Source organism: Pseudomonas sp. SWI44, from assembly GCF_002947915.1.
GTDB lineage: Bacteria > Pseudomonadota > Gammaproteobacteria > Pseudomonadales > Pseudomonadaceae > Aquipseudomonas > Aquipseudomonas taiwanensis.
This window is the reverse complement of sequence record NZ_CP026674.1, coordinates 984384-1009958: the sequence shown is the minus strand read 5'-3', so window position 1 is coordinate 1009958 and position 25575 is coordinate 984384. Positions and strand designations below refer to the sequence as shown.

General features: G+C 52.9%; 25 protein-coding genes. 23 read left to right on the top strand and 2 right to left on the bottom strand.

From position 1 onward, the window contains the following. Window positions 1-617: 617 nt before the first annotated feature. The 20 genes from C4Q26_RS05005 (at window position 618) to C4Q26_RS04910 (ending at window position 21092) form a co-directional block, all read left to right on the top strand. On the top strand, window positions 618-1583 hold the full coding sequence (locus tag C4Q26_RS05005) for a phytanoyl-CoA dioxygenase family protein (RefSeq protein ID WP_158664881.1): 966 nt from the start codon (window positions 618-620) through the stop codon (window positions 1581-1583). Then, complete coding sequence (locus C4Q26_RS05000; protein WP_104882850.1) at window positions 1576-2784, top strand: hypothetical protein; 1209 nt, start codon at window positions 1576-1578, stop codon at window positions 2782-2784. Before C4Q26_RS05005 ends, C4Q26_RS05000 begins: the two co-directional genes overlap by 8 nt. Further along, a complete protein-coding gene (locus C4Q26_RS04995) occupies window positions 2762-3403 on the top strand; it encodes a DapH/DapD/GlmU-related protein (protein WP_104882849.1) in 642 nt (213 codons plus the stop codon). Before C4Q26_RS05000 ends, C4Q26_RS04995 begins: the two co-directional genes overlap by 23 nt. 931 nt (window positions 3404-4334) lie before the next feature. Then, a complete protein-coding gene (gene pseB / locus C4Q26_RS04990; RefSeq protein WP_104882848.1) occupies window positions 4335-5333 on the top strand; it encodes a UDP-N-acetylglucosamine 4,6-dehydratase (inverting) in 999 nt (332 codons plus the stop codon). Window positions 5334-5336: 3 nt separating this feature from the next. Continuing rightward, entirely contained in the window at window positions 5337-6497 is a 1161-nt protein-coding gene (gene pseC / locus C4Q26_RS04985) for a UDP-4-amino-4,6-dideoxy-N-acetyl-beta-L-altrosamine transaminase (protein ID WP_104882847.1), read from the top strand. Then, window positions 6494-7195, top strand: coding sequence for a pseudaminic acid cytidylyltransferase (pseF, locus tag C4Q26_RS04980; protein ID WP_104882846.1), 702 nt, complete (start codon window positions 6494-6496; stop codon window positions 7193-7195). Before pseC ends, pseF begins: the two co-directional genes overlap by 4 nt. Next, window positions 7192-8271, top strand: coding sequence for a UDP-2,4-diacetamido-2,4,6-trideoxy-beta-L-altropyranose hydrolase (gene pseG / locus C4Q26_RS04975; protein WP_104884027.1), 1080 nt, complete (start codon window positions 7192-7194; stop codon window positions 8269-8271). The genes pseF and pseG overlap by 4 nt, the downstream gene beginning before the upstream one ends. After that, complete coding sequence (gene pseH / locus C4Q26_RS04970) at window positions 8268-8786, top strand: UDP-4-amino-4,6-dideoxy-N-acetyl-beta-L-altrosamine N-acetyltransferase (protein WP_104882845.1); 519 nt, start codon at window positions 8268-8270, stop codon at window positions 8784-8786. The genes pseG and pseH overlap by 4 nt, the downstream gene beginning before the upstream one ends. Then, on the top strand, window positions 8783-9841 hold the full coding sequence (pseI, locus tag C4Q26_RS04965) for a pseudaminic acid synthase (protein WP_104882844.1): 1059 nt from the start codon (window positions 8783-8785) through the stop codon (window positions 9839-9841). Before pseH ends, pseI begins: the two co-directional genes overlap by 4 nt. Before the next feature lie 157 nt (window positions 9842-9998). Beyond that, a complete protein-coding gene (locus tag C4Q26_RS04960; protein ID WP_104882843.1) occupies window positions 9999-11555 on the top strand; it encodes a capsule biosynthesis protein in 1557 nt (518 codons plus the stop codon). Continuing rightward, the gene (locus tag C4Q26_RS04955) at window positions 11552-12346 is read left to right on the top strand and encodes a glycosyltransferase family 2 protein (RefSeq protein WP_104882842.1); all 795 of its coding nucleotides are present in this window, start codon (window positions 11552-11554) and stop codon (window positions 12344-12346) included. Before C4Q26_RS04960 ends, C4Q26_RS04955 begins: the two co-directional genes overlap by 4 nt. Further along, entirely contained in the window at window positions 12343-13296 is a 954-nt protein-coding gene (locus C4Q26_RS04950; RefSeq protein WP_104882841.1) for a UDP-glucuronic acid decarboxylase family protein, read from the top strand. The genes C4Q26_RS04955 and C4Q26_RS04950 overlap by 4 nt, the downstream gene beginning before the upstream one ends. An 8-nt stretch (window positions 13297-13304) precedes the next feature. After that, a complete protein-coding gene (locus C4Q26_RS04945; protein WP_104882840.1) occupies window positions 13305-14639 on the top strand; it encodes a UDP-glucose/GDP-mannose dehydrogenase family protein in 1335 nt (444 codons plus the stop codon). A gap of 4 nt (window positions 14640-14643) precedes the next feature. Continuing rightward, window positions 14644-15591: an NAD-dependent epimerase/dehydratase family protein gene (locus C4Q26_RS04940; RefSeq protein WP_104882839.1), complete on the top strand. Its 948-nt coding sequence runs from the start codon at window positions 14644-14646 to the stop codon at window positions 15589-15591. A gap of 26 nt (window positions 15592-15617) precedes the next feature. After that, on the top strand, window positions 15618-16634 hold the full coding sequence (locus C4Q26_RS04935) for a glycosyltransferase family 4 protein (RefSeq protein WP_104882838.1): 1017 nt from the start codon (window positions 15618-15620) through the stop codon (window positions 16632-16634). A 453-nt stretch (window positions 16635-17087) separates the two neighbouring features. Further along, window positions 17088-18188, top strand: coding sequence for a dTDP-glucose 4,6-dehydratase (rfbB, locus tag C4Q26_RS04930; RefSeq protein WP_104882837.1), 1101 nt, complete (start codon window positions 17088-17090; stop codon window positions 18186-18188). Beyond that, window positions 18185-19087, top strand: a complete 903-nt coding sequence (gene rfbD, locus C4Q26_RS04925) for a dTDP-4-dehydrorhamnose reductase (RefSeq protein ID WP_104882836.1) — start codon at window positions 18185-18187, stop codon at window positions 19085-19087. Before rfbB ends, rfbD begins: the two co-directional genes overlap by 4 nt. An 11-nt stretch (window positions 19088-19098) precedes the next feature. Further along, the gene (rfbA, locus tag C4Q26_RS04920; protein WP_027907236.1) at window positions 19099-19980 is read left to right on the top strand and encodes a glucose-1-phosphate thymidylyltransferase RfbA; all 882 of its coding nucleotides are present in this window, start codon (window positions 19099-19101) and stop codon (window positions 19978-19980) included. Then, window positions 19980-20528, top strand: a complete 549-nt coding sequence (gene rfbC / locus C4Q26_RS04915; RefSeq protein WP_027907237.1) for a dTDP-4-dehydrorhamnose 3,5-epimerase — start codon at window positions 19980-19982, stop codon at window positions 20526-20528. The genes rfbA and rfbC overlap by 1 nt, the downstream gene beginning before the upstream one ends. Window positions 20529-20759: 231 nt before the next feature. Then, window positions 20760-21092: a helix-hairpin-helix domain-containing protein gene (locus C4Q26_RS04910; RefSeq protein ID WP_023379298.1), complete on the top strand. Its 333-nt coding sequence runs from the start codon at window positions 20760-20762 to the stop codon at window positions 21090-21092. Window positions 21093-21237: 145 nt separating this feature from the next. On the opposite strand, the gene C4Q26_RS04905 is transcribed toward C4Q26_RS04910, so the two are convergent. After that, a complete protein-coding gene (locus C4Q26_RS04905) occupies window positions 21238-21405 on the bottom strand; it encodes a DUF2897 family protein (RefSeq protein WP_010952850.1) in 168 nt (55 codons plus the stop codon). A gap of 183 nt (window positions 21406-21588) precedes the next feature. On the opposite strand from C4Q26_RS04905, the gene pyrF reads away from it, so the two are divergent. Both pyrF and C4Q26_RS04895 read left to right on the top strand, forming a co-directional pair. Continuing rightward, on the top strand, window positions 21589-22290 hold the full coding sequence (pyrF, locus tag C4Q26_RS04900; RefSeq protein ID WP_023379299.1) for an orotidine-5'-phosphate decarboxylase: 702 nt from the start codon (window positions 21589-21591) through the stop codon (window positions 22288-22290). A gap of 82 nt (window positions 22291-22372) precedes the next feature. Next, the gene (locus tag C4Q26_RS04895) at window positions 22373-23569 is read left to right on the top strand and encodes an O-antigen ligase (protein WP_104882835.1); all 1197 of its coding nucleotides are present in this window, start codon (window positions 22373-22375) and stop codon (window positions 23567-23569) included. Here C4Q26_RS04895 and C4Q26_RS04890 read toward each other — a convergent pair. Next, window positions 23566-24456, bottom strand: a complete 891-nt coding sequence (locus C4Q26_RS04890; RefSeq protein WP_104882834.1) for a glycosyltransferase — start codon at window positions 24454-24456, stop codon at window positions 23566-23568. The two genes, C4Q26_RS04895 and C4Q26_RS04890, sit on opposite strands and share 4 nt — an antisense overlap. A gap of 530 nt (window positions 24457-24986) precedes the next feature. Between C4Q26_RS04890 and C4Q26_RS04885 the strand changes: the two genes are divergently transcribed. Then, entirely contained in the window at window positions 24987-25541 is a 555-nt protein-coding gene (locus C4Q26_RS04885; protein WP_027907240.1) for a serine acetyltransferase, read from the top strand. Window positions 25542-25575 lie beyond the last annotated feature (34 nt).

The window sequence follows — 25575 nt, the reverse complement described above, 5'->3', positions numbered from 1 at the left end:
AAGTAATTATCGGTGCTAGGCTAGCTTGAGTACGTCGATATGCCTGCTGGTTGGTGTTCTATAGTGGAAAACTACCATGCGTCAACCGGCTTCGGCGCTCAGGATGGTAGAGCTAGTCCCGCGCCGCTAGGGTGGTGACTCTGCACCGAAAGTGGACATGGCTGGCCGACGCCGTTGGGCGGAATCTGCATGACATTTGAAGCAGCCCTGCCACGATTAGTAGCACGAGGGGGGCAGTAGGACGGATGTAGTGAAGCTAGAAAGGGCGAGAGGGGCATATCGTTAGGCTCAAGGGATAATCGGTAGGATGTCCGTTATTGAGCTGTCAACAATTGCTAGCAGTCTCGTAAGCATAATCTCATGGGTGACTCGAAAAATAATCCAATCAGCGTCAGGTTTACCCTATGGCAATATGCTTCCGGCTATGAGTGGTCGTGACTTGCTATAGATGGAGAGTCAACTCGCTGCCTTCTTGGGATTCGAATGTGCTGGAAGGCCCAGCTAGCTCGGTTTGCGACTGACGTTTCTTGGAGGGTGGTTTTCAGGGAGGAGGATGCAGTGTAAGATTTGTGGCCGGATTTGTCATTTTTTGAGCTTTTTACGGGTGCGTTCCAGAAGTGTTGATTTGGCATCGTTTCTGGTTGCGGGCCGAGGTTTATTTGGATTTATCTTTGGGGTTGTGGCTCATGGTTTCTCGATACAAAATAATGCGGGGTTTGCTTAAACGCAGAGTGATGAGGGTCGCGATTTGGAATCTGATAAAGGTTTTGAAAAAACGAGACTTGAGGAAATTTCAAGAGGCTCTGCGAATTTCGCCTAATGAATCGTATGTAGCACGTGGCTTAGGCTCGGTTAGCGAGATCGTCGATGCACTGAATGTTGATGGTGCCACGATGGGACCTGTTTTGCCTGTTGGGCATGTTGAGTATCTGGTTAACTTTGCAGAGAAGACGCCTTGTTATGCTGATCGCATCCCGTCGCAGGGGTTTTATCTAAAAGATCGTGCGCTGGCAGAACAAAAACTTGGCAAGAAACTGTTGTTGGCCCAGTATTTTAATGTGCAGTCTGATGAGTTCATTGATAGGCTTTCTAAGGATCCGTTTTTATTATCCGTTGCTGCTAGTTATCTAGGTGCTCCGCCTCAGTTGATGAGTGTGAATATGTGGTGGACGTTTCCTGTGGAAGCGAGTCGGGAAGACAAAGAAAAGCATGCGCATGTTTTCCACTATGATCTAGATGATGTTAAATTTGTTAAATTTTTCTTTTACTTGACGGATGTTGATGAGGGGGCGGGGCCTCATGTTTATGTGAGAGGTTCAAATCGTAACATCAAATATAAAAACTCCTTGTTTAAGTCAAAAAGATTTACTGATTCTGAGGTCGTTGAGGCTTACGGGGAGCAGAATATTATACATGTTCACGGCATGGCGGGTTCGTGCCTTGTTGAGGATACTATCACTTTGCACAAAGGGGTAACGCCTACTGAGCGCGCTCGTCTAATTTTGCAGTTTGAGTATTCTATAAACACTTATTCGGAAGTAAGTTGTGTGGTTCCGGAGTCGGAGTGCAAAATATTTGTCTAGGATTTCGAGCTGGTCTTACTTAGTTTATGCTGCCTTAGCTGCTTTGGTTGCGGCAATCAAGGGGTTCTTATATGCACATCTTTTGGATGTGGTGCAGTATGCTAGTGTGAACTACTATTTACTGATATTGGGTGTTGGCGTGCTGTTGGTGGGTTCTGGTGTTATGGTGCGCTGCCATACAGAAATCCCACTGTTAATCAAGTCAGGAGAAAGTGGGCTGGCTGATTTTGTCAGGGAGGTAAAAAGTACTGGTTTCCTTTGTTGGGTTGTAATAAGCGCTCTGGTTTTTTTTGGCGGTTGGGGCGGGGGGCTAGATTGGTGGGTTAAGAGTCTGTCGATTTTTCAGGTTTTAGTCTTTTTTCTATTTACTGTTGACTTGATGCTTGTGAAAGGGCGTCTCGATTTTGTTGGCTACGCAAAAAAATTATTTTTGCGTAATGCACTCATTGCGTTAGCAGGTTTCATTGTTGCATATTTTACTAGCGACGCGTCGGCTACAATCGCGGCAGAGGTAGTTTGCGCTTCTTTGCTTTACTTTCGCGGACTTTTTTCGTTTGTTTGTGAGTTTCGCATGCCGGGCGGAACGTTTCTGCGCGAGTCCTTGTCCTTTATGCCAGTGACGCTGATTGGTGCATTGCTACAGTTTTCAGATAGGTTAATCGCCTCGTCAGTATTAGGGGCGGAGGAGTTTTCACGCTTTTCTTATTTTTCATTGATTGTCATGGCTGGCTTATCGCTACAGCAGTTGGTGAATACCCGGGTGATTACGGTTCTACCGGACATATGTCGGCGTAGTTCTGTAGATGGTTTCAAATATGTTTTAAAGGTGTCGATTGTGATGGGGGTTGGGTTACTGGCCTTACTTACTATGGGGATGTTTATTCTGCAAAGTCCGTGGTTCGCCGCCAAGTGGGCCGGGGGGGGCTACGCGTTGGGTGGTTTGTTCGTGCTGATTGCTTTGGTTAGGTCTATTGATTTCTACACATCTTACCTGCTGGTCTTGGGGCGAAAGCGGTTGCTTTTTGTAATTCAGTGCGTCGTGGTTGTGTTCTTTTTGTTGATGTATGTGTATTTTTATTTTGGCGGAAAGGTTGCTTTTGGCGATCTTTTGATTTTCGTGCTTTGTGGGTTTAGTGCATTACTTCTGATGCTGGTTATTTGTTCTTGGAGAGTGCGTCATGATGTGGAAATTGCTCGTTAGGTTTAAGGGTATTTTGCGTGCGTTTTTTATATTCTTTGCTTGTTTGAGGCGGCGTGCGTTGTTCTATCCATTTGCGTCGGTTTCGGCTTCAGGGGAAATAGATATAGAGGCAGGTGTATCTGTGAAAAGAGTTAGGCTTAATGCGGTGGAGGGGGGGATAACTTTATGTAGTGGTGTATGGTTAAATGATGCGGTTGAAGTAAACTCGACTAATAGTGTTGTTATCGGTAGGGGCACCACTGTTCAGCGGAATGTTACGATAAATGGTGAGGTTAGTATTGGGGAGGAGTGTCTTTTGGCACCTAATGTCTTTATCTCCTCCACCTCTCATGCGCACGACTATCTCCCAGGTGTTGGGATACGGGAGCAAGAGCGCAGAATGTCCAAAGAAGAGTTCCTGGCTAGATACAATAGGCCTGTTTCAATTGGCAATGACGTGTGGCTCGGTGCAAACGTTGTTGTAATGCCTGGAGTACGCATTGGTTCCCATGTTGTGGTTGGTGCAAATTCTGTTGTTAACATTGATATTCCCTCTGGGGTCATTGCTGCCGGTGTGCCTGTGAGGGTTCTAAAAAAACGGGTTGGTTTTGACGGGGGCTCAGAGGCTGGTCCAGCCTGATGTTGCGATTTTACTTGTGTCGTGATGTTATTTTTGCCGACGATGTTCTTGTCGCTAAAGCGCACTGAAACGGTTTCGTTCCCAGTTGCTAATAAGATCGATTCACTAGAAGTGTGTGAGAAATGCTCGCGAGCTAGAAGTTCGCGTAACGGTTGAGGGGCCGCGTGTAGGGGCAGCCTTGCTGGTTGTAAGCGGTGGCAAAGCAATAGTTAGCTTACTAATTAACTGGTGTGTCCATGGCTGGGATAATAGATTTTTCCTCGGCGTGTAGATATTTTTTGCGATCACGCAGGGGGGGAGAAGGATTATTGATTGAATGCTTGGGTTTGAGATTGTAGGAGCGAGCTCTCCGTCGTTGGGTCACGGGTATCAGTCGAACTCGGCTTTTACGAGGGTGCATAGTGTCTGACTGCGTATGGCGAGTCATACAGCTTGAGCTAGAGGGGGTTGGTGGGCACTCGCTTAAGGTTGCGGGCCGCTTTCAAGCTGCTTACCCCAGCCGGTAAAGGAAGGCACTACCTTTTTGCATTAGCGGACGATGCTCGCCAAGGCTGGGGCGCACTGGAATTTCCTGGCTCTTGGGCGATTCCCTCCCCCCCGGCAAGTCCTCCAAGGCCGGGCTGGATATCGTGTTGGTCAGCCCCTTTGCACTGGATATCAGGTGGCGCGGCGTTGTAGGTGTTTGTATAATTCCGTATGAAGACTCAGGAAGAGCTGGCTATATGCAATTATGTCGTCGAGCTGCCCCTCATCGCAGCGCCCTAGGAGGCCCCGACTGCGGTTCGCAGGGCTGGCCTCTTCTATGAAGGTGTGTATCCTATTTCCCTTTGCGTGTGCTGATAGCTTTATTCGTTCCGCGGAGTAGTTTTAGCACTTTACTTGCTCATATCGTCCTGCAAATAGCCAGGTCGCCATTTAGGAAAGACGTAGTATGCTGACGAACAAAACCATTCTTATCACTGGCGGTACCGGGTCTTTCGGCAATACGTTCGTGCCCATGACGCTGGCCAAATACAACCCCAAAAAAATCATCATTTTTTCCCGCGATGAAATGAAACAGTGGGAAATGGCCAAAAAATTTGAGGGCGACTCCCGTGTGCGTTTTTTCATAGGAGATGTGCGCGATAAGGAGCGGCTTTACCGCGCCTTGGATGGTGTCGACTATGTAGTGCATGCAGCTGCTACAAAGATTGTCCCTACTGCGGAGTACAATCCGTTTGAGTGTATTAAGACGAACATCAATGGGGCTATGAATCTAATTGATGCTTGTATAGATCGTGGTGTTAAGCGAGTTGTTGCACTCTCTACCGATAAGGCCAGCAGTCCAGTCAATCTGTATGGGGCCACGAAACTTGCTTCGGATAAGCTTTTCGTAGCTGGTAACTCCTACGCCGGGGGGCACGAAACTCGCATGGCGGTCGTTCGCTACGGTAACGTTATGGGGTCGCGTGGGTCGGTAATCCCTTTCTTCATGTCAATTAAAGACAAAGGCGAGTTGCCTATTACCGATGAGCGAATGACCCGATTCATGATCTCATTGGAAGAGGGTGTGGAGCTGGTTTGGCACGCATTTGATGATATGGAGGGGGGGGAGGTTTACGTTAAGAAGATACCCTCCATGAAGGTTGTAGACCTGGCTCGAGTGGTAGCGCCTAATGCCACTCTGAAGGTGGTGGGTATACGTCCGGGTGAAAAGCTGCATGAACAAATGATTAGCGCTGAGGACTCTTACACCACATTTGAATATCCCGAGCATTTCAAGATTTTACCAGTCATCCATGACTGGGCTACTTGCCCTAAACGCATCAAAGATGGCAAGAAAGTACCTGAAGGCTTTGTCTACGCGAGTGACAATAACAGTGAGTGGATGAGCGACGCGGACCTACAAGCCTGGATCGACACCAACCGCGAAAAAATCGGGAGTATCTAACCAATGATTCCCTACGGTCGCCAGGACATCAACCAAGCCGATATCGATGCTGTGGTCGAGGTACTCAAATCCGACTTCCTGACTCAAGGTCCCGTTGTCCCGCGCTTCGAGCAAAGCGTGGCAGAGCATGTGGGGGCTCGTCATGCTCTGGCGGTGAACAGCGCGACATCGGCGTTGCACATCGCTTGTCTGGCCCTCGGGCTTGGTCCTGGTGATTGGCTGTGGACTTCACCGGTCACTTTCGTTGCTTCCGCCAACTGCGGATTGTATTGCGGTGCTAAGGTCGATTTTGTAGATATCGACCCGACCACCTACAACCTTTGCCCGAAAGCGCTGGCTACCAAACTTGAAGTTGCTGAGCGGGAAGGGCGTCTGCCAAAAGTGGTAGTGCCGGTCCACCTTTGCGGTCAACCTTGCGATATGCAGGCGATTCATGCGCTTGCCCAGCGTTACGGGTTCAAGGTCATTGAGGATGCTTCTCATGCAATTGGGGGGCGTTATCGCGAAGAGTTCATTGGCAACTGTCGTTATAGTGACATAACAGTGTTCAGCTTTCACCCAGTCAAGATCGTTACGACCGCCGAGGGCGGTATGGTGTTGACCAATGACGATAAACTCGCAAGCCGTATGGCGTTGCTGCGAAGTCATGGTATCACTCGTGACCCCGCGCTGATGACCCGTGAAATCGACGGTCCTTGGTATTATCAGCAGGTTGATCTTGGCCTGAACTACCGCATGACCGAGTTGCAGGCAGCGTTGGGCGTTAGTCAGATGACGCGGCTGGACAGCTACATCGAGCGCCGGCATAAGTTAGCTCGTCGCTACGATGAAAAGCTTGCTCATCTACCCATTACCACGCCTTGGCAGCACCCGGACAGTTATTCTGGGCTGCACCTTTATGTAATTCGCTTGCATCTGGGCAAAATTGGCGGATCGCATCGGCAAGTATTCGAGTCGCTTCGTGAACAAGGGATCGGCGTCAATTTGCATTACATTCCCGTGCACACTCAGCCGTATTACGCACAAATGGGCTTTAAGCCGGGCGATTTCCCTGAGGCTGAATCGTACTACCGTGAGGCAATAAGTCTGCCTATATTCCAGACGATGTCGCTGGAGCAGCAAGATGAAGTTATTTTCGCTGTCGAGCGAGCGCTGCAGTCATGAAGCTGGCAGTTATTCCTGCTCGTGGAGGTAGCAAACGCATCCCACGTAAGAATATTAAGTTGTTCTGTGGGAAGCCGATGATTGCTTGGTCGATCGAGGCTGCTCTTGCCAGTGGGTGTTTTGACAAGGTTATTGTATCCACTGACGATCAGGAAATCGCGGCTGTGGCACGAGAGTGGGGGGCGGACGTTCCATTCATGCGTCCTGCAGAGCTGGCGGATGATTTCGCCGGAACGCTGCCAGTCGTCAAGCAGGCAGTGGAGGCAATGTCCAGCGCGGGTGAGGTCGCGGATTTTGTATGTTGCCTCTACGCTACTGCGCCTTTTGTAACCCCAGAGGCACTCACCGAAGGATTCCGAACGCTTGAGAGTAGCGGAGCATCATATGCGTTCTCCGTTACCAGTTACGCGTTTCCAATACAGCGCTCTTTGCGGTTGGATTCACAAGGTCGTGTTTCCATGTTCCAGACCGAGCATGCGCTCACACGGTCACAGGATCTTGAAGAAGCGTTTCACGATGCCGGCCAGTTCTATTGGGGGACCCGTGAGGCTTGGATTGGGGAGACCCCTATTTTTTCTCGCGAAGCGGCAGCGGTCGTTTTGCCTCGCTACCGAGTGCAGGACATTGACACTGCTGAAGACTGGTTGCGCGCTGAATGGATGTTCAAGGCCCTGCGGGCGACCGGGGCCTGCGCATGAAAATTGTGTTTCGTGTTGACGCTTCGTTCGAAATGGGGACGGGCCATGTCATGCGATGTGTCACCCTGGCCAAGGCGTTGCGTGATCACGGCCATCATTGTTTGTTCATCGGTCGCGAGCACCCCGGAAACATGAATGGTTTCATCCGCGATCACGAGTTCGAGGTGTGTGGGCTGCCGCTAGGAAGTGAAAGAGACAGCGATCTTCCTCATTCTCACTGGCTGGGGGCTTCACAGTTTGAAGACCAACAGCAGTGTCGCGCAGTGGTGGATTCATTTCAGCCGGACTGGCTAGTAGTCGACCACTATGCTTTAGATGAGCGCTGGGAGTCGGTTGTTGTGCCTGCGGGCTGCCGGGTTATGGTCATTGACGATCTGGCCGATCGTAAACACCGGTGTGACTTGCTGTTGGATCAAAATTTGGGGCGTCAGCCGGGGGAGTATGCTCAGCGGGTGCCTGATAGCTGCTGTGTGCTCACGGGGCCTTCCCACGCGCTGCTACGGTCCGAATTTGCGGAACTGCGCCCGCCTTCATTGCAACGGCGTGCACCGGCCAAGATTCGTGAAATTCTTGTTTCCCTGGGTGGGGTCGATCAACACAACCACACTGGGTCGATTCTTACAGCGCTTACGCAGTGTGAGTTGTCGGAAGATATTCGGTTTACTGTCATCATGGGTGCTGCTGCTCCACATCTGGAAAGCGTACGCAGCATAGCAAGAGACTGCCCTTGGCCTGTTGAAGTGCTGTCGGGCATCAACGACATGGCTCGCCGAATGGTTGACGCAGACCTGGCCATTGGTGCTGGTGGAGGTACATCCTGGGAGCGGTGCTGTCTCGGGCTTCCAACATTGTTGGTTATTCTTGCTGAGAATCAGCGCCCTGCCGGAAATGCATTGCAGGCAACTGGTGCAGTGCAATTGATTGATCCTGCTGCAGAGCTCGCTAGTCAACTAAATGAAGCAATTCGTGTTTTGTCATCACCGGAGGTTCTCGGCCCTATGGTGGAGGCCTCCAGTCGGATCACCGATGGCCTGGGGGTATCTCGGGTGATCCGTGTGATGGAGACTGAGGTATGAGGTCTATTATTCGTCCGATGCGCTTCGAGGATCTGGACATAGTGTTGACTTGGCGTAACCACCCGGAAGTGCGTCGCTACATGTATACGCAGCACGAAATCTCGATGGAAGAGCACGCTCGATGGTTCGAGAATAGCCAGAAGAACCAGTCGCGTCATTTAATGATCTTCGAGCTCGATGAAAAGCCTGCAGGGTTTGTGAACCTGACGGAGGCCACCAAGGGGCACCTTGCTGACTGGGGTTTTTACTTGGCACCAGATGCCCCTAGGGGCACTGGACGCTTGCTGGGCGAGACCGCGTTAAGATACGCATTTTGTCAACTGGGGTTGCACAAGGTTTGCGGGCAGGCGCTGAGCTTCAATGAGCGCTCCATTCGCTTCCATCTTGCATTGGGTTTCCAAGAAGAAGGGGCGTTGCGAGATCAACATTTCGATGGCGCCCAATACCATGACGTCATTCATTTCGGCCTGTTGCAGCCTGAGTGGCAGGCCAAACAGCGAGAAACAGAATCATGAGCCATCCAAGCATCAGCATTGCTGGGCGTCGTATCGGTGTCGATGAGCCGCCTTATATTATTGCAGAGCTGTCTGCGAACCATAACGGCAAGCTTGAGACTGCCTTGCGAATCATTGAAGAGGCAAAAAAGGCAGGCGCTGATGCGGTGAAGCTTCAGACGTACACCGCCGACACGATCACCCTGAACTGTGATTCCGACGAATTTCAGATTCGTGGTGGCCTCTGGGACGGCCGTTCTCTCTATGAGCTCTACCAACAAGCACATATGCCGTGGGAATGGCACAGACCGCTTTTTGAGTATGCGCGCAAGCTTGGCATAACTATCTTCAGTTCGCCGTTCGACACGACCGCTGTCGACCTATTGGAGAGTCTCAATGCGCCGGCTTATAAAATAGCGTCATTTGAAGCTATCGATCTGCCGCTGATCCGCTACGTCGCGTCGACTGGCAAGCCCATGATAATTTCTACGGGGATGGCAGATGCTGAAGAAATTTCAGAAGCAATTGAGGCGGCGCGAGAGGGGGGGTGTAAAGAGCTTGCGATCTTGCACTGTGTGAGTGGTTACCCAGCGCCAGCTGAAGATTACAACTTGCACACCATTGGTGACATGATTGCCCGCCATGGCTTGGTAACCGGCCTTTCAGACCATACCCTTGACAACACTACTGCGATCGTCAGTGTTGCATTGGGTGCCTCGATCATCGAAAAACACTTCACGCTGGATCGTAGCGGGGGCGGCCCCGATGACAGTTTCTCCTTGGAACCAAGGGACCTGGCGGCCCTGTGTCAGAATGCCAAGGTCGCTTGGGAGTCGTTGGGCCGTGTGGACTACGGAAGGAAGTCTAGCGAGATCGGCAACGTGCAGTTTAGGCGGTCCCTCTACTTTGTTGAGTCGTTGAGGCGGGGAGAAGTTGTCACCGCCGACTCTATCCGGAGTGTGCGTCCGGGCTTCGGTTTGCCCCCCAAACACTTCAATGAACTGGTGGGGAAACGACTGAACCAAGATGTAGAAAAAAATTCGGCAACCAGATGGGATTGCTTTGAAAAAAATTAGTGTTGAGCAGCACATGGCACTGTGTTGAGAGTGAATGCAATCGTCTTCACTTTGTGGGCATGTGTTGGGCTTCTGGGCGTTTTCACTATGCGTTTGCTAGTGATCCAAAGTGTTGAGCGTTTTCGGTGGGTAGAGTAATGCAAAAAGGTCATTTAGTATGAAAATCGGATTGGTGAACATGTTCTCCTTCCGTCCCCATGTCGAGCAACTTTTCTTTCTTGCTCATATTTTGGAGCAAGCGGGGCATGAGTTGTTTTACTTGACCTGTGATGCGGCCGTCGAAAACTGCTATCCCCGCGCAATCAAGGGAACCAGCAAGGCCAAAGAGTGCTCGAAGTGCATGCTAGGTGGGGTCCGGAGCTTCACTGCAAAGCGCGTTACAGGGATTGATCGCCATTCGCAGGGTGATCTGTCGGTAAATGTTCTGGATGACCTCGCGATGTCCAGTTCTTGCACGTTGACTCGCACTGAGTCGGAAAATGAATGGGATGATGCTGAAGTCGCGGCAGTTCGAGCCTCACTCCACGGTCCTATCAATAGTACCTACTCGAGTGCGCGTCGCTGGATAAGTGAGAACAAGCTTGAAGGTGTAGTGTGCTTTAACGGTCGGATGGATTTGACCCGCGCGGTAACTTACGCCTGTGAGCAGGCATCTATTCCGTTCATTACCCACGAACGGCCGTGGTTTAGCGAAGGTCTTCAGCTCACGCCGAATGCCAATTGCCTTTCTTTGCAAGCTGTGGGGGAGCTGGTTGCAGAGTATGAAGAGCGGCCGTTGACAGCTTTACAGGTGGGTATCGCCGGCAGCATGGCTGCGCGCCGTTTCCTTCAGGGGAACGCGCTGGAGTGGCGGTTGTACAATACAAATCCTGAGCCGGCGCCTTGGCCTTTGTCTTCGCCCGGTCCGAGAGTCCTGGTGCTTCCGAGCAGTAAAAATGAATTCGCAGGTCATGCCGAATGGAAGACTGAGTGGGTCGACAATACCCTAGCGTTGGACGACTTCTTTGAGGCTTTCGGAATCAGCCCCGCCCAAGTCGTTATCCGTTGCCACCCCAACTGGGCAGAAAATATTGGTCGGGCCACTGGCGAACGCTCCTCGAAAATTTATCGGAATTGGGCGCAACGTCGCGGGATTCACTGCATCCAAAGCGAACAGAAGGCGAGTACTGCAGACCTTATTCAGCAAGCGGATATGATAGTTTTGAATGGGGGTAGCTCCTGTGTCGAGGCTGGCGTTTGTGGGAAACAAGTCATATGCCTCGGGCCATCAACTTATATTCGCGGTGGTTTCGTTAGAGCATTTTTGGACAAGGCCTCCATGTATGCACCGGGCGCTAAAACCCCTTTGGATCCGGACACTGTAATCCGCAAGACGCTGCGTTTTCTCTATGTTCGTTCCCATCGTCACCCACAGTTTGTGGATTATGTGCGGCCGATGGAAACAACTCGCTATAGTTATCGGGCGGGAGCCGACGCATCGCGCATCGTCAACATGCTCAAAACCGGTAAACTTCTTGCGGATGACCCAATTTGGGCTGCTGATGAGAGCGAAGAGGATCGCGTTGTAGAGCTACTTAAACAAAAGAAATGGGGCGAACTGGCCGAGTTCGAGGTTGTTCGCCCGGCCTTGCCACCATTGGAAGTCAAGCGCCGCCCGGCCTTTCGTTGGGTCGATGGCGTTAGGGCAAAAATGCCTAGGGGAGATAGAGGGTGAGTCAATTGAATGCACCGACGGTATCAATCATTACGCCGTCATACAATGCCGAACGCTTGATCGGTCGGACACTGCAGTCGGTGCTGGATCAAAGCTGGCAAGATTGGGAGCTGCTGGTCATCGATGATTGCTCTAAGGATGACACCCGTGATGTAGTGGCCCGATACGCATCCATGGACTCGCGCATCCGCCTGATTGCCCTGGATAAAAACAATGGTGCGCCTGCGGCTCCGCGCAATATTGGTATACGGGAAGCTCGCGGCCAGTGGATCGCATTCTTGGATGCCGACGACATCTGGCATCCGGAGAAGCTTGCTCTGCAGATGTCTGCCGCGCGCGAGAAGTCAGGCGAGTTTCTGAGCACGCAGATGCTCGATTTCGTTGATGATACACAACTGACTTTTTCCCCGGTGGGACGCGCTCCGGTGGGTGAGGTCACCTTTGCGCAGCAGCGTTTGAAGGGGCGAATTCCCACATCAAGTGTCTTGGTTACCAAGGACTTGATGCTTAAGTTTCCATTCAACGAAGACATACGTTACAAGGCAGTCGAGGACTATCACTGCTGGCTTCGTATTCTGCGCAGCGGCGTAAGCCATTGGAAAGTCCAATACCCGCTGCTTAGCTATCGACGCATCGTCGGACAAATATCCGGCTCAAAAAAATATATGCTAGAACGTATGCATATGGTGCATCGTGAGTTTCCGCAAACCAGCGAATTGCAGGCTGCATTTTACACTTTGAGCCACGCCGCGGGTGGGTTCTATTATCGAATTCTGAGGAAGGGTCTATGAAACGGATTATGGTGACCGGTGGCGCCGGTTTTTTGGGTTCGCATCTGTGTGAACGCCTTCTCGGAAGTGGTCACGAAGTTCTTTGTGTCGATAATTTTTACACGGGAAGTAAGCGCAATATAGCTCACCTGATGAGTAATCCTTACTTCGAACTCATTCGACATGATGTAACGTTCCCGCTCTATGTTGAGGTTGATGAGATTTTCAACCTGGCGTGCCCTGCATCCCCGGTCCACTATCAGTTTGATCCGGTCCAGACGCTCAAGACGAGCGTTCATGGGGCGATCAACATGCTTGGTCTGGCAAAACGTACCAAAGCAAAAATTTTCCAAGCTTCTACCAGTGAAGTATATGGTGACCCGGAAGTTCATCCGCAGCCTGAGGGGTATTGGGGGCGTGTCAATCCTATTGGTATTCGCTCGTGCTACGATGAGGGAAAGCGTTGCGCTGAAACGCTTTTTTCGGATTATCATCGCCAGCATGGATTGCGTATAAAAATCGCCCGGATCTTCAATACGTATGGTCCGAGAATGCATCCCAATGATGGTCGCGTAGTTAGTAATTTTATTGTTCAGGCTCTTCAAGGCAAGGACATTACTATCTATGGTGAAGGTCAGCAAACTCGTAGCTTCTGTTACGTAGATGACTTGATCGAAGGTTTTGTGAGGCTGATGAACAGCTCGGATGATGTCACGGGTCCAATTAACCTGGGCAATCCGGGAGAGTTTACCATCCGTGAACTGGCCGAGCGTGTGATTGAGTTAACCGGAAGCTCGTCTCGCTTGGTGTTCCACCCGCTACCTCAGGATGATCCTCAGCAGCGCCAACCTGATATCTCGAAGGCTAAAGAAGTATTAAATTGGCAGCCTACCATCATGTTGGATCAGGGGCTGGAGAAAACCATTAACTACTTTGACGCGTTGCTCAAAGAAAATGTCGAGGTGGTCTGAATTCTGCTATGAAAATTACAGTATTTGGTAGTGGTTACGTTGGTTTGGTTACTGGTGCGTGTCTAGCAGATGTCGGGCACTCGGTAATGTGTATCGATATTGATCAGTCCAAAATTGATGGGTTAAATAATGGCGTTGTGCCAATTTATGAGCCGGGCTTGGATGAGCTGATTCTGAATAACCGAAAGGCCGGCCGACTGATTTTTTCTACAGATGCATCCGAAGGTGTTCGTCACGGGCACTTGCAGTTTATCGCCGTAGGCACGCCTCCCGACGAGGATGGTAAAGCCGACTTGAAGTACGTGTTGGAAGTGGCATCTAGTATTGGCCGCTACATGACTGAGCCAAAAATCATCATCGATAAATCTACGGTGCCAGTTGGTACTGCAGATAAAGTTCGAGATTGCATTGGGACGATTTTGAGCGAGCGCGGTTTGTCTGTTGACTTCGATGTGTGCTCTAATCCGGAGTTCCTTAAAGAAGGCGCTGCCCTTGAGGACTTCACCAAAGGGGCGCGAATCGTGGTCGGTACGGACTCACCAGAGGTCCGCGATGTGATGCGTCACTGTTACGCGCCCTACAATCGCAACCACGATAAGATGATGTTCATGGATGTCCGCTCTGCCGAACTGACTAAGTATGCTGCAAACGCAATGTTGGCTACCAAGATCAGCTTCATGAATGAGATGGCCAATTTGGCAGAGCTGCTTAAGGCTGATATAGAGCAGGTCCGATTGGGCATTGGTTCAGACCCTCGCATTGGTTATCACTTTATCTACCCAGGTTGTGGTTACGGCGGGTCCTGCTTCCCCAAGGATGTTCAAGCCCTGGCACGTACCGCGCAGGATGTTGGCTATCAGGCTGACCTGTTGGAAGCAGTTGAGTCCGTCAATAATCGACAAAAAAATATGCTCTTCAAGAAATTGTCGCAGGCATTCGGCGGAGACCTGAAAGGCAAGCGCGTGGCTGTTTGGGGGCTAGCATTCAAACCCAATACCGATGACATGCGGGACGCCCCTAGTAGGGCCTTCATGGAGGCTGCTTGGGCGGAGGGCGTTAGCATTCAAGCGCACGATCCTGAGGCAATGGGTGAATGTGCTCGTATTTATGGCCAGCGTGACGATTTGACCCTTTGCGACTCCCACGAAGCAGCATTGCACGGCGCAGATGCGCTGGTAATTTGTACCGAGTGGAAAGCTTATCGTGCGTTTGACATGAATAGTCTTCGTGAAACTCTTCGGTTCCCATTAGTGATCGATGGCCGTAACCTTTTCGATCCCGCCGAAATGAGTGAGTCCGGGTTGCTTTACCATGGTGTTGGGCGCGGACTGAGGAAGGAATGATTCAATGGCCACGATCTTGGTAACCGGCGCCACAGGGTTTATCGGCAAAGCCTTGGTGACGCAGTTGGTAGGGCAAGGTTTCAACGTGCGTGCACTGGTGCGCGAAGCGCTACCGACACAGGACGGTATCGAGTATTTCGTGGCTGATATCACCGAGAGTGATCAGTTGGAGGTTGCCTGTCGGGGGGTTGACTGTGTTATCCACCTCGCCGGGCGTGCCCATGTAATCCATGAGACTGTCGGCTCACCGTTGGACGCGTTTCGGCGTGTGAATGTTGATGGCACTTTGCGACTTGCAAAAGCCGCTGCTAGCGTTGGTGTCGCCCGCTTCGTATTCGTCAGCTCGATTGGTGTAAACGGTGATAATACGACCAAGGTGCTGCTTAACGAAAGTTCTCCTGCGCGCCCGCACGCTGACTACGCTCAGTCGAAGTTGGAGGCCGAGCAGGGTTTGATGTCCCTATGTAGTCAGTTCTCGATGGAATGGGTGATTATCCGGCCGCCTATGGTTATCGATACGCAAGCACCGGGTAACTTCGCCCGCCTGCTTAAATTGGTTTATCGAGGGTTGCCTCTGCCTTTTGGGCTAGCGCGTAACCGTCGAAGCCTAGTGTCTCTTCGTAACTTAGTTGACTTGTTGGAGAAGACCGTTTCACATCCAGCGGCTGCTAATGAGATTTTCCTAGCAGCAGATGGTGATGACGTGTCTACAGCCGAAATGGTGCGCTCGCTTGCGCGAGGGATGGATCGGCCCGTCTGGCTTATTCCAGTACCTCCAGTTTTCATTCATACAGCCTGCTCCATTCTGAAGCGGCAACGACTTTATAACCAGCTATACGGATCGTTACAAGTTGATGCAGGAAAGGCGCGGCACCTTCTCGCTTGGACGCCCAAGGAAAGTACTGCTGAAGCGCTTAAGCGTATAGGCTCGGAATACCGTCAACGATTTTGATTTTATTGCTTGAATTGGACTAATTCATGACCCTTTTGCTTGCCGTGTCAATGGTTGTTGCTTTCTCTTGTGGTCTGACTTGGCTTTTACGTCGTTACGCTCTGGCTCGCAGCATCATGGACATCCCCAATGCTCGCAGCTCTCATAGTGTTCCTACACCCCGAGGTGGTGGAGTAGCGATCGTTGTAGCCTTTTTAATTGCACTTTTGTGGCTTAATGGAGCAGCCCTTATAGATGCAACGACCACTTGGTCTTTGTTTGGTGCCGGTGCCTTCATTGCTGTCTTGGGATTCCTTGATGACCATGGGCATATCGCGGCACGGTGGCGTTTACTAGGCCATTTTGGCGCTTCGCTATGGGCTCTGTTTTGGCTGGGTGGGCTTCCCCCATTAACGATGTTTGGCGTCGAATTAAATTTGGGGTGGCTCGGCCATGTTGTCGGATTGTTCTACCTCGTGTGGTTGCTCAATTTATACAATTTTATGGATGGTATCGACGGAATTGCCAGTGTCGAAGCAATAACTGTCTGCCTCGGTGCGTGTATGGTTTACCTGCTGATAGATGTTCCGGGGTTGCTGTTGGCGCCTCTGCTTCTGGCATCGGCAGTGGCTGGATTTCTGGTTTGGAACTTTCCACCGGCACGTATCTTCATGGGGGATGCAGGCAGCGGATTCTTGGGTGTTGCCTTAGGTGTATTGTCAATCCAGGCCGCCTGGGTATCGCCTAAGCTTTTCTATGTTTGGTTGATACTGCTGGGCGTGTTTATCGTTGATGCGACGGTTACATTGTTGCGGAGGTTGCTGCGAGGTGACAAAGTTTATGAGGCTCATCGAAGTCATGCCTATCAATATGCCTCCCGTAGTTTTGGTCGACACCTTCCGGTTACAATGGCAGTTCTTGTCCTAAATTTACTCTGGCTATGGCCGATAGCGGTATCGGTAGCAATGGGTTGGATTGATGGAGCGTTGGGTGCGTTAGTTGCATGGTTACCTTTAATGCTCGTGGCGCTAAAGTTTCGGGCTGGGAAGCTTGAGTCAGATTAAGCATCTGGATATTATTTGATAGCCCACTGTGTCGTGACGTGCCATGCGAAGTAGCTGCTTGAATTGCAGCTACTTCAGCAATAGCGGGTAGAATATAAAAATATTCATTGGCAATTCTTTAGCATGAAGCTGCTAGAGGCGCGCAGCCCCCTAACGAGCTAAAAATTCCGATGTGGCAGGGATCTTTGTGGTTGCATCCGTGCGTACACACCCTGATTGGGTGCTACAAGACGCTGGTGCTTTGGACCGGTGGGGAGGAGTTGCCTTGGCAAGCAGAGATCTCAGCTCTTACGAATGCAATTCATCATTGGAGCTCGGAATTCAGGTGCATGCCGGCGTGATCTAGGTATTCTAATCGCCGATGTGAGTGTTATACGTTTCTTCCCTGGTAGCTTCGTACGTCTACTCTCAGGTGTGGGAGCCCACTCTGCGTAAAACTTTCGAGGATTTTCGATGATCTTAGTCACAGGCGGTGCCGGCTTCATCGGCTCAAATTTCGTCCTCCAATGGTGTGCTCGTAACGACGAACCGGTCCTGAACCTCGATGCATTGACCTACGCCGGCAACCTCGGCAACCTTCAATCGATCGAAGGCAACAGCCGCCACCAGCTCATCCAAGGCAATATCTGCGACGCACCTCTCCTGGCCCAGTTGTTCGCCGATCACCGGCCCCGCGCCGTGGTCCATTTCGCCGCCGAGTCCCACGTAGACCGTTCCATCAGCGGTCCTGAAGCTTTCGTTGAAACCAACGTAATGGGCACCTTCCGTCTCTTGGAGGCAGCCCGTGCGCACTGGAACAGTCTGGTAGGCGCAGAAAAGCAAGCCTTCCGCTTCCTGCATGTCTCCACTGATGAGGTATACGGCACGCTGAGCCCAACCGATCCAGCATTCACCGAGACCACAGCCTACGCCCCCAACAGTCCCTACTCGGCAAGCAAGGCGGCCAGCGACCATTTGGTGCGTTCCTATTTCCATACCTATGGCATGCCAGTGCTCACTACCAATTGCTCGAACAACTACGGCCCGTTCCATTTCCCAGAAAAGCTTATCCCCCTCATGATCGTCAACGCTCTGGCCGGCAAGGCACTGCCGGTCTATGGGGACGGCAAGCAGATTCGCGACTGGCTATTTGTCGAGGACCATTGTTCGGGCATCCGCCGTGTACTGGAAGCCGGCACCTGTGGAGAAACCTACAACATCGGCGGCTGGAACGAAAAGGCCAATATCGACATTGTCCGCACTCTCTGCGCCCTGCTGGATGAGCTGGCTCCATCGACCACACGTAACGTGATCAACCAAGCCACCGGTAAGCCAGTCGAGCACTATGATGAGCTCATCACCTACGTAGCAGATCGCCCAGGCCACGACCGCCGTTATGCCATCGACGCCCGAAAGATCGAGCGTGAGCTCGGTTGGAAGCCTGCAGAAACCTTCGAGACCGGTATCCGCAAAACGGTCGACTGGTACCTGGCCAACCAGGAGTGGGTGAAGGGTGTTATGGATGGCAGCTACCGTGACTGGGTCGCACAGCAGTATGGAGCGAATAAAGCTTGAAAATTCTGCTGCTAGGCAAGAACGGGCAAGTAGGCTGGGAGTTGCAGCGTGCTCTCGCGCCACTGGGCGAGGTAATTGCGCTTGATCGCAACGGTGACAGTGGTCTGTGCGGCGATCTGAGTGATCTCGATGGCTTGGCATCCACCGTACGGTCGGTCTCTCCAGACGTGATCGTCAATGCCGCAGCCTATACGGCAGTAGACAAGGCCGAAAGTGAACTAGCGTTAGCCACTCGGATCAATGCTGAAGCGCCAGGGGTTTTGGCGCGCGAAGCTGCAAAACTGGGCGCATGGCTGATCCACTATTCCTCAGACTATGTGTTCGATGGCAGTGGCCAGGCAAAGTGGCAGGAAGACGCCCCCACTGGACCCTTATCCGTCTACGGTCGCACCAAACTTGACGGCGAACGGGCAATTCAGGCCACTGGAGCATCTGCCATAGTGCTGCGCACCAGTTGGGTATATGCTGCGCGCGGTCACAATTTCGCCAAGACCATGCTGCGCCTCGCGGGCGAGCGCGATGCGCTGAACGTGGTTGCGGACCAGTTCGGCGCCCCGACCGGTGCGGAACTGATCGCCGATGTCACCGCGCACATCGTGCGGCAGATCTTCAGCGGGCAGAGCTCGGGCCATTTGGCCGGTACCTATCATCTTGCCGCCGCTGGTGAAACCAACTGGCATGCCTATGCTCAGTTCGTATTGGCGCATGCCAGCCGCAACGGCGCTGTCTTGAAGGTTTGCGCCGAGCAGATTGGTGCAATCAGTACCGAGGCGTATCCGGTTCCAGCCCCGCGCCCGCGAAATTCTCGGCTGGCATTGGCTAAACTTGAAGAGACCTTCAATCTCAAAATGCCTCCTTGGCAACAAGGTGTGCAACGGATGCTGGACGAGATCCAGTAACAGGAATTCCTATGGCACGCAAAGGACTCATTCTGGCGGGTGGCTCGGGCACTCGCCTGCACCCCGCGACACTGTCGGTATCCAAGCAGTTGTTGCCTGTGTACGACAAACCGATGATCTATTACCCGCTCAGCACGCTGTTGCTGGCGGGCATTCGTGACATCCTGATCATTTCAACACCGCAGGACACTCCGCGCTTTGAGCAGTTGCTCGGCGATGGTAGTCAGTGGGGTATCAACCTCACTTACGCCGTGCAGCCTAGTCCAGATGGTTTGGCACAGGCCTTCACCATTGGGGCTGACTTCATCGGCAACGCTTCGTCGGCTCTCGTACTAGGCGACAACATTTTCTACGGCCATGACTTCCAGTCGCTGTTACTCAGTGCCGATAAGCAAGAGAGCGGCGCATCGGTCTTTGCGTATCACGTTCAGGATCCCGAACGTTACGGTGTCGCGGAGTTCGACGAAACAGGGCGCGTATTGTCGATTGAAGAGAAGCCGAAAGTCCCGAAATCCAACTACGCCGTAACCGGGCTCTATTTCTACGATAACCAGGTGGTAGACCTGGCCAAGCAACTGAAACCGTCTGCACGGGGTGAGCTTGAGATCACGGACCTGAACAACCTGTACCTGCAACAGCAGCAACTGCAAGTCGAGATCATGGGCCGTGGTTATGCCTGGCTGGATACCGGTACCCACGACAGCCTGCTAGACGCGAGCCAATTCATCGCCACCATGGAGCGCCGCCAAGGCCTCAAGGTGGCCTGCCCGGAAGAAATTTGCTACCGCGCTGGATGGATCGACGCCGAACAGCTGACGCGCCTGGCACAGCCGCTGCTGAAGAACGGCTACGGGAAGTACTTGCAAAACCTGCTTGAAGTGAAGGTATTTTGATGCACGCTATTCCAATGGCCATCCCTGAAGTCATCCTGTTCACTCCCAAGGTATTCGGCGATGAGCGTGGCTTTTTCTACGAGAGTTTCAATGCTCGAGTGTTCAACGAAGTCACTGGCCTGCAGCCGGACTTCGTTCAAGACAACCATTCCCGCTCTGTGAAGGGCGTGCTGCGCGGCTTGCATTATCAGTTGCCGCCTCACGCCCAGGGTAAGCTGGTTCGTGTGGTTCAGGGCGAGGTGTTCGATGTGGCGGTGGATATCCGTCGCGGTTCGCCCACCTTCGGCAAGTGGGTAGGTGCCGTGCTGTCATCGCAGAATCATCACCAGCTGTGGATTCCCCCTGGGTTTGCCCATGGTTTCGTGACCTTGAGCGAGACCGCTGAGTTTGTTTACAAGACCACGGACTTCTATTCGGCCAAGAGCGAACGTTGCATTGCCTGGGATGACCCTCAGATCGCTATCGAATGGCCGATTGACTTTGCACCTACGTTGTCTGCCAAGGACCAAGTAGGTAAGGCACTGGAAGACGCTGACGTGTTTGAGTGAATCAGCACTTCGGGAGTCGCCGTGTTTGCCTGCCAGGTGTGCTCAATCTTACTGCCAGGAAGGCGTTGTACCCGCTTGATGTAGGAAGTTGTACCGCAACAAGTTGTGACGTCTAATCCAGTCACAAATCCCACTGCAATCAAGCTGGTGGTATTGCGCGTGAGTCGCTAGGTTGAAGGGGCAGCGATGGAAACAGCTGCACACCCAATCAACTCAAAGGAGTGACTACTCATGCGCAATACCGTCCTCAATTACCTGCTGCTGCCGTTGTTCGCCGGCCTGTCCTTTTCGTTGAGCGCTGCACCGGCTGAAGTCGGTGCCATGAAAGAGCCTGTGCCGCTGGTAAGCCAGATGGAGGCGCCAGCCGGGCGGCTGGACTTGAACAAGGCCGATGCGGCCACCTTGCAGAAAGCACTCAATGGTATCGGCAAGGCCAAGGCTGACGCCATTGTGGCCTATCGGGAGGCTAATGGGCCTTTCACGTCGGTGGATGAGTTGCTGGAAATCAAAGGGATTGGCAATGCGTTGCTCGAGAGGAACCGGGGCAAGTTAATGGTCGAGTAAGCCTGGAGGTAGCGCCGAACGATTGTTGGCGCTGTTCTCTCAGGGCGTGCTCTGCCGGTAATAGGGCCGTTTTGCAGCCCTGTTACCGGCAAGCCGGCGATAGGGCCTCCAGATAAGCGCCGCTTGCCGCCCGGTCGTGCATCTTTCACCTATCCTGCGCATCCTTGGCATCTGCTTCAGCGTTGCGCTCATGCACTTTCCTAAGCTGCTCCTCCGTCAAAGGCAGCTTCTTCGCCGTATCTCGCAGCAACATCAGCCCACCGACAATCGAGCCGAGGGCTATGATGAGTATCAGCCAGGCATACCAGGGCATCTGTTGTTCTCCTGTTATCATCAATGCAATCGCTTGTACAAATTTTGAGCGATTGCCGTCTCCGTTGGTTCAATTATAGGAGCCGGCCACCGTTGGGCCAATTCTGCTGCCCCATGGCCACCCAAGCCTGTGCCACATCGTTTACAATGCGCGCCGTTTTCGAATTGCCAAGAGACCCAGACCATGTCCGCCTGCCAGACGCCCCTGATCGTTGCCCTGGATTTCCCGACCCGCGAGGCCGCCCTGAAGCTGGCTGACCAGCTTGACCCCGCCCTATGCCGGGTAAAGGTTGGCAAGGAACTGTTCACCAGCAGTGCCTCGGGCATCGTCGAGACCCTCTGCGCCAAGGGTTTCGAAGTGTTCCTCGACCTCAAGTTCCATGACATCCCCAACACCACGGCCATGGCAGTGAAGGCGGCAGCCGAGATGGGTGTGTGGATGGTCAACGTTCATTGCTCTGGTGGCCTGCGCATGATGTCGGCTTGCCGTGAAGAACTGGCCAAGCGCAGCGGGCCGCAGCCTCTGCTGATTGGCGTGACCGTGCTCACCAGCATGGAGCGTGAGGACTTGGCAGGCATCGGTCTGGATGTCGACCCGCAAGTGCAGGTGCTGCGCCTGGCCGCTCTGGCAGAGAAGGCCGGTATGGACGGTTTGGTGTGCTCGGCACTTGAGGCTCCGGCGCTGAAGGCGGCACATCCTTCGTTGCAACTGGTCACTCCGGGCATTCGCCCGGCGGGCAGTGCCCAGGACGACCAGCGTCGCATTCTGACCCCGCGCCAGGCACTGGATGCGGGCTCGGACTACCTCGTGATTGGACGCCCGATCAGCCAGGCAGCAGACCCGGCCAAAGCCTTGGCTGCGGTCGTGGCAGAGATTCGCGGCTGAGCCAAACGCAATCACTGAAGTTCAGAAACCGAAATCGTATAGGACATACGATTTCGATGTCCTATTTGTCAGAGAACGCTAAATGTCAGTTGATGTTGCAGTTGAATCGCCAGTTCAGCGCCTGGGTAGCCTGATCAATAGCTACGTTTTGCCGGTAGGGTGGGTGGTCATCCTCACAGGGATGTTCTGGGCTTGGGACCGTGCTGCGTTCCATAAACTGTTTTATATCTTTCTGGCGGTTCCCACGCTGCTGATGCTGGTCAAGCAGCGGGATCTGTTCAGGCCTATGGTCATGAACCCGTTGTTTCTGGCTTTCCTGGCGTTCAGTGCGTACACACTGTTGACCATTGCCTGGTCAGACACCGAAAACTCTACAGGCAGTCTGGTCAAGCGGCCCCTGTACATTGCCATGCTGCTGTTTGCTGCGGGTATCATCAGCCTGCGTTCCCCTACGCAACTGGACCAGTGCACACGGTTCGCGGCGATCTTTGCTGCGATGGCAGCGGGTTTGTCGCTGGCTTACTACCTGTACAGCACTCCAGTGCTAGCCGGTCGGCGGTTGAATGGATACGGTGCGCTCTACAATCCTCTGCTCACCGCTCACGTATTTGGGGCATTCGCGGCCTACTGGTTGGCGTCCTGGTTCCAAGCGCGCAGCCCGTTCAGCCCGCTGCCACTGCTCTCTCTCGCAGTGCTGGGGCTGGCAGTGCTGGCAACGGGTTCGCGTACACCATTGGTTGGCTTGGCTGCCGCTTTAGGCTGGCTTCTGATAGTAGGAGATCGTCGACGTGGTCTGCTGGCCATTGCGGCGGTCGCAATCGCAGCCATCTGCGTGGTACTGGCTTACCCTGAGGCTGTTATCCAGCGTGGTATGTCATACCGTCCGGCTATTTGGATGGAAGCCCTGCGTCAGATCGGTGAGCATCCCTGGCTTGGCCATGGTTTCGACGCTCCGATGACGGTGATCATTCCCGGTTTGACCAAAACCTTGGCCGACCCGCACAACATCGAATTGGGTGTGTTGTACGCGGGTGGCATCGTAGGGCTAGTGCTGTGGATGACGCTTTACGGATTGGCGATGCACTTCAGCTGGCTTTATCGCAAGCACCCCGGCGTTACAATTGCAGCCACTTGGCTGATCTTCGGCTTCGCCTCGGGCCTGACAGAAGGCAGCGCTTTCATGTCACGCCCTAAGGAGCATTGGTTCCTGATCTGGATCCCCATGGCGCTCGTCTATGGCCAATCGCTGATCCACTGGAAGCGCGGTCGGTCTGCTTAAGAACAGACCAGTCGCCACATGCCGCGCAAGGTCTTCCGGTTCCAGTACCTGACCGGGATTTCCGAAAGGATTTCCCGGCTCAGCGCCTTGTCTCGGTTGGCGTACTTCAACACCATCGAGTTACGGAAGTTCATGCACACCTGCTCATACTGTGGGTGGTCCTGGAACACCGCGTAGGTTTGCAACACATTGTCGACCATGAAGCGGCCGTTCTTGAAGGTATTGCTCGGGTGGTCGCGGTATTGCGCCAGCACCTCGCCCAGCACATCGATGTAGTAGCCGGCACGGGCAATCGCCAGTTCGATGTAAACATCCTCTAGCCGAATGCTGTCATGGAAGCCACCGACTTTATCGAGTGCTTCACGGCGTATCATTAGAGTCGCAGCCATCGGCCCGGGCTTACGGTCCAGGAACAGGTCATCGAAATCCAGACGGCGGAAGGGCAGGTTACGGTTGCGCTGCTCGCGTGCACCCATCACTCGGCCATTCTGGTCGATTGTTTCGATATTCGCCGAGCAGATGCCGACTTCAGGTTTCCCTTGCAGGTATGCCACTTGGGTGGCGATACGGTGGGGCAGCATGATGTCGTCAGAGCCGAACGGGACAATCAGCGAGCCTTTGGCACGTGCGATGGCGTCATTCAGGGTGCGCGCCAAGCCTTGGTTGGCCTGGAGTCGCAGGTCGAAGCCATGTTGCGCTTGCAACCGCTTTAAGAGAGTTGGGCTTTCATCTTTCGAACCGTCATCGATAATCAACAGCTCAATGTTTTTATAGGTCTGGTTTAAAACGCTGTTGATACTTTCTTCAATGTAGCGCGCGTGGTTGTAAGACGCGATGATGACTGTCACCAGAGGTGTATCAGTAGCATCGAGACATGGAGCGTGCATAGTTAAGCCTCTAACCTTGACTCTTTACTGCATTCATGGTGTGCAGTTTGTTGGCATTTTTTTACCGCTCGACTGGAAGGCCCAATGATGGCGGTTTCGCAGCAAGGGTACGCGAAGCTCAAAGGCTTGTACACCTGGGCCGGCTCTGGGGAGCGGCTACCGCTAAGCGGGAGCTACCCAGTGCAAGGGCAGGGTCGAGGACCGTAGCTGTTGTAGTTAGGAACCTACTGATTTCTCCAATCCCCTGTTGATTTTCAACCATTCTTTGGTGAATTCTCCTACTTTCATTTCAATTTCTTGGGCTATTGATTTTGTAACAATGATTAACATATTGCAGGATGTAGTAGCTCAATAGGCTACTTGTCTTTAGCGGTCGCCATTGTGGGTATGGGCTGACTAAGGAGAATGCAAATCCAGACGAAGGTTTCCTTTGGCGTCAGCTGAAAGGAGTGGGCGCGGAGTGCAGCAACCTGCTGCATCTCCGTCGCCATTTGGGCATCATGGCGGGTCGATCCCATTGGTACCCGCGTGTGAACCTCGAAAACCTACTCGAATGCTGGCGGCAGGAAGTCTCCAACAAGAAAAAGCCAGGACGCCGAATCAGCCTGTTGTTCAACATCCTCCGACGCATACGGCGGCACAATAAGCTGCGTTTTCTCTTCAAGTACCGGCTTGCTCAGTACCTAAACGCCCGAGGCGGCCTGGCCAGGAGCTACGCTCGGGGAATGCAGCAGAGGCTCAACCTCAAGTACGGGGTAGACATTGACATCGGCGCGCAAATCGGCCCCGGCCTACGCATCGCCCATTTGCCCGGCGTAGTGATCACTGGCTACGTGACTATCGGTCGCAATTTCTTCATCCGTCAGAACTGCACGATCGGCATCAAGACCCTCGGCCTGGAGCAATACTCACTAACCATCGGCGACAACGTCAGCCTCGGTGCCAACAGCTGCATCATCGCCGACTGCATCAGTATTGGCGACAATGTCGTCATAGGCGCCATGTCGCTGGTGACCCGGGACATCCCGGCGAACACCACCTTTTACAATCCTCGGCAGACGATTCTTCTTCCAATATCGGAATAGTCTGATGGTGGACTGGGGCTGTGCGTGGTTGATC

What these genes read in the sequence shown, in the direction of transcription:
- C4Q26_RS04995 (WP_104882849.1), top strand. Translation starts at nt 2,762, where the DNA reads ATGATGTGGAAATTGCTCGTTAGGTTTAAGGGTATTTTGCGTGCGTTT.
- pseB (WP_104882848.1), top strand. Translation starts at nt 4,335, where the DNA reads ATGCTGACGAACAAAACCATTCTTATCACTGGCGGTACCGGGTCTTTC.
- pseC (WP_104882847.1), top strand. Translation starts at nt 5,337, where the DNA reads ATGATTCCCTACGGTCGCCAGGACATCAACCAAGCCGATATCGATGCT.
- pseF (WP_104882846.1), top strand. Translation starts at nt 6,494, where the DNA reads ATGAAGCTGGCAGTTATTCCTGCTCGTGGAGGTAGCAAACGCATCCCA.
- pseG (WP_104884027.1), top strand. Translation starts at nt 7,192, where the DNA reads ATGAAAATTGTGTTTCGTGTTGACGCTTCGTTCGAAATGGGGACGGGC.
- pseH (WP_104882845.1), top strand. Translation starts at nt 8,268, where the DNA reads ATGAGGTCTATTATTCGTCCGATGCGCTTCGAGGATCTGGACATAGTG.
- pseI (WP_104882844.1), top strand. Translation starts at nt 8,783, where the DNA reads ATGAGCCATCCAAGCATCAGCATTGCTGGGCGTCGTATCGGTGTCGAT.
- C4Q26_RS04960 (WP_104882843.1), top strand. Translation starts at nt 9,999, where the DNA reads ATGAAAATCGGATTGGTGAACATGTTCTCCTTCCGTCCCCATGTCGAG.
- C4Q26_RS04950 (WP_104882841.1), top strand. Translation starts at nt 12,343, where the DNA reads ATGAAACGGATTATGGTGACCGGTGGCGCCGGTTTTTTGGGTTCGCAT.
- C4Q26_RS04945 (WP_104882840.1), top strand. Translation starts at nt 13,305, where the DNA reads ATGAAAATTACAGTATTTGGTAGTGGTTACGTTGGTTTGGTTACTGGT.
- C4Q26_RS04940 (WP_104882839.1), top strand. Translation starts at nt 14,644, where the DNA reads ATGGCCACGATCTTGGTAACCGGCGCCACAGGGTTTATCGGCAAAGCC.
- C4Q26_RS04935 (WP_104882838.1), top strand. Translation starts at nt 15,618, where the DNA reads ATGACCCTTTTGCTTGCCGTGTCAATGGTTGTTGCTTTCTCTTGTGGT.
- rfbB (WP_104882837.1), top strand. Translation starts at nt 17,088, where the DNA reads ATGATCTTAGTCACAGGCGGTGCCGGCTTCATCGGCTCAAATTTCGTC.
- rfbA (WP_027907236.1), top strand. Translation starts at nt 19,099, where the DNA reads ATGGCACGCAAAGGACTCATTCTGGCGGGTGGCTCGGGCACTCGCCTG.
- rfbC (WP_027907237.1), top strand. Translation starts at nt 19,980, where the DNA reads ATGCACGCTATTCCAATGGCCATCCCTGAAGTCATCCTGTTCACTCCC.
- C4Q26_RS04910 (WP_023379298.1), top strand. Translation starts at nt 20,760, where the DNA reads ATGCGCAATACCGTCCTCAATTACCTGCTGCTGCCGTTGTTCGCCGGC.
- C4Q26_RS04905 (WP_010952850.1), bottom strand. Translation starts at nt 21,405, where the DNA reads ATGCCCTGGTATGCCTGGCTGATACTCATCATAGCCCTCGGCTCGATT.
- pyrF (WP_023379299.1), top strand. Translation starts at nt 21,589, where the DNA reads ATGTCCGCCTGCCAGACGCCCCTGATCGTTGCCCTGGATTTCCCGACC.
- C4Q26_RS04895 (WP_104882835.1), top strand. Translation starts at nt 22,373, where the DNA reads ATGTCAGTTGATGTTGCAGTTGAATCGCCAGTTCAGCGCCTGGGTAGC.
- C4Q26_RS04890 (WP_104882834.1), bottom strand. Translation starts at nt 24,456, where the DNA reads ATGCACGCTCCATGTCTCGATGCTACTGATACACCTCTGGTGACAGTC.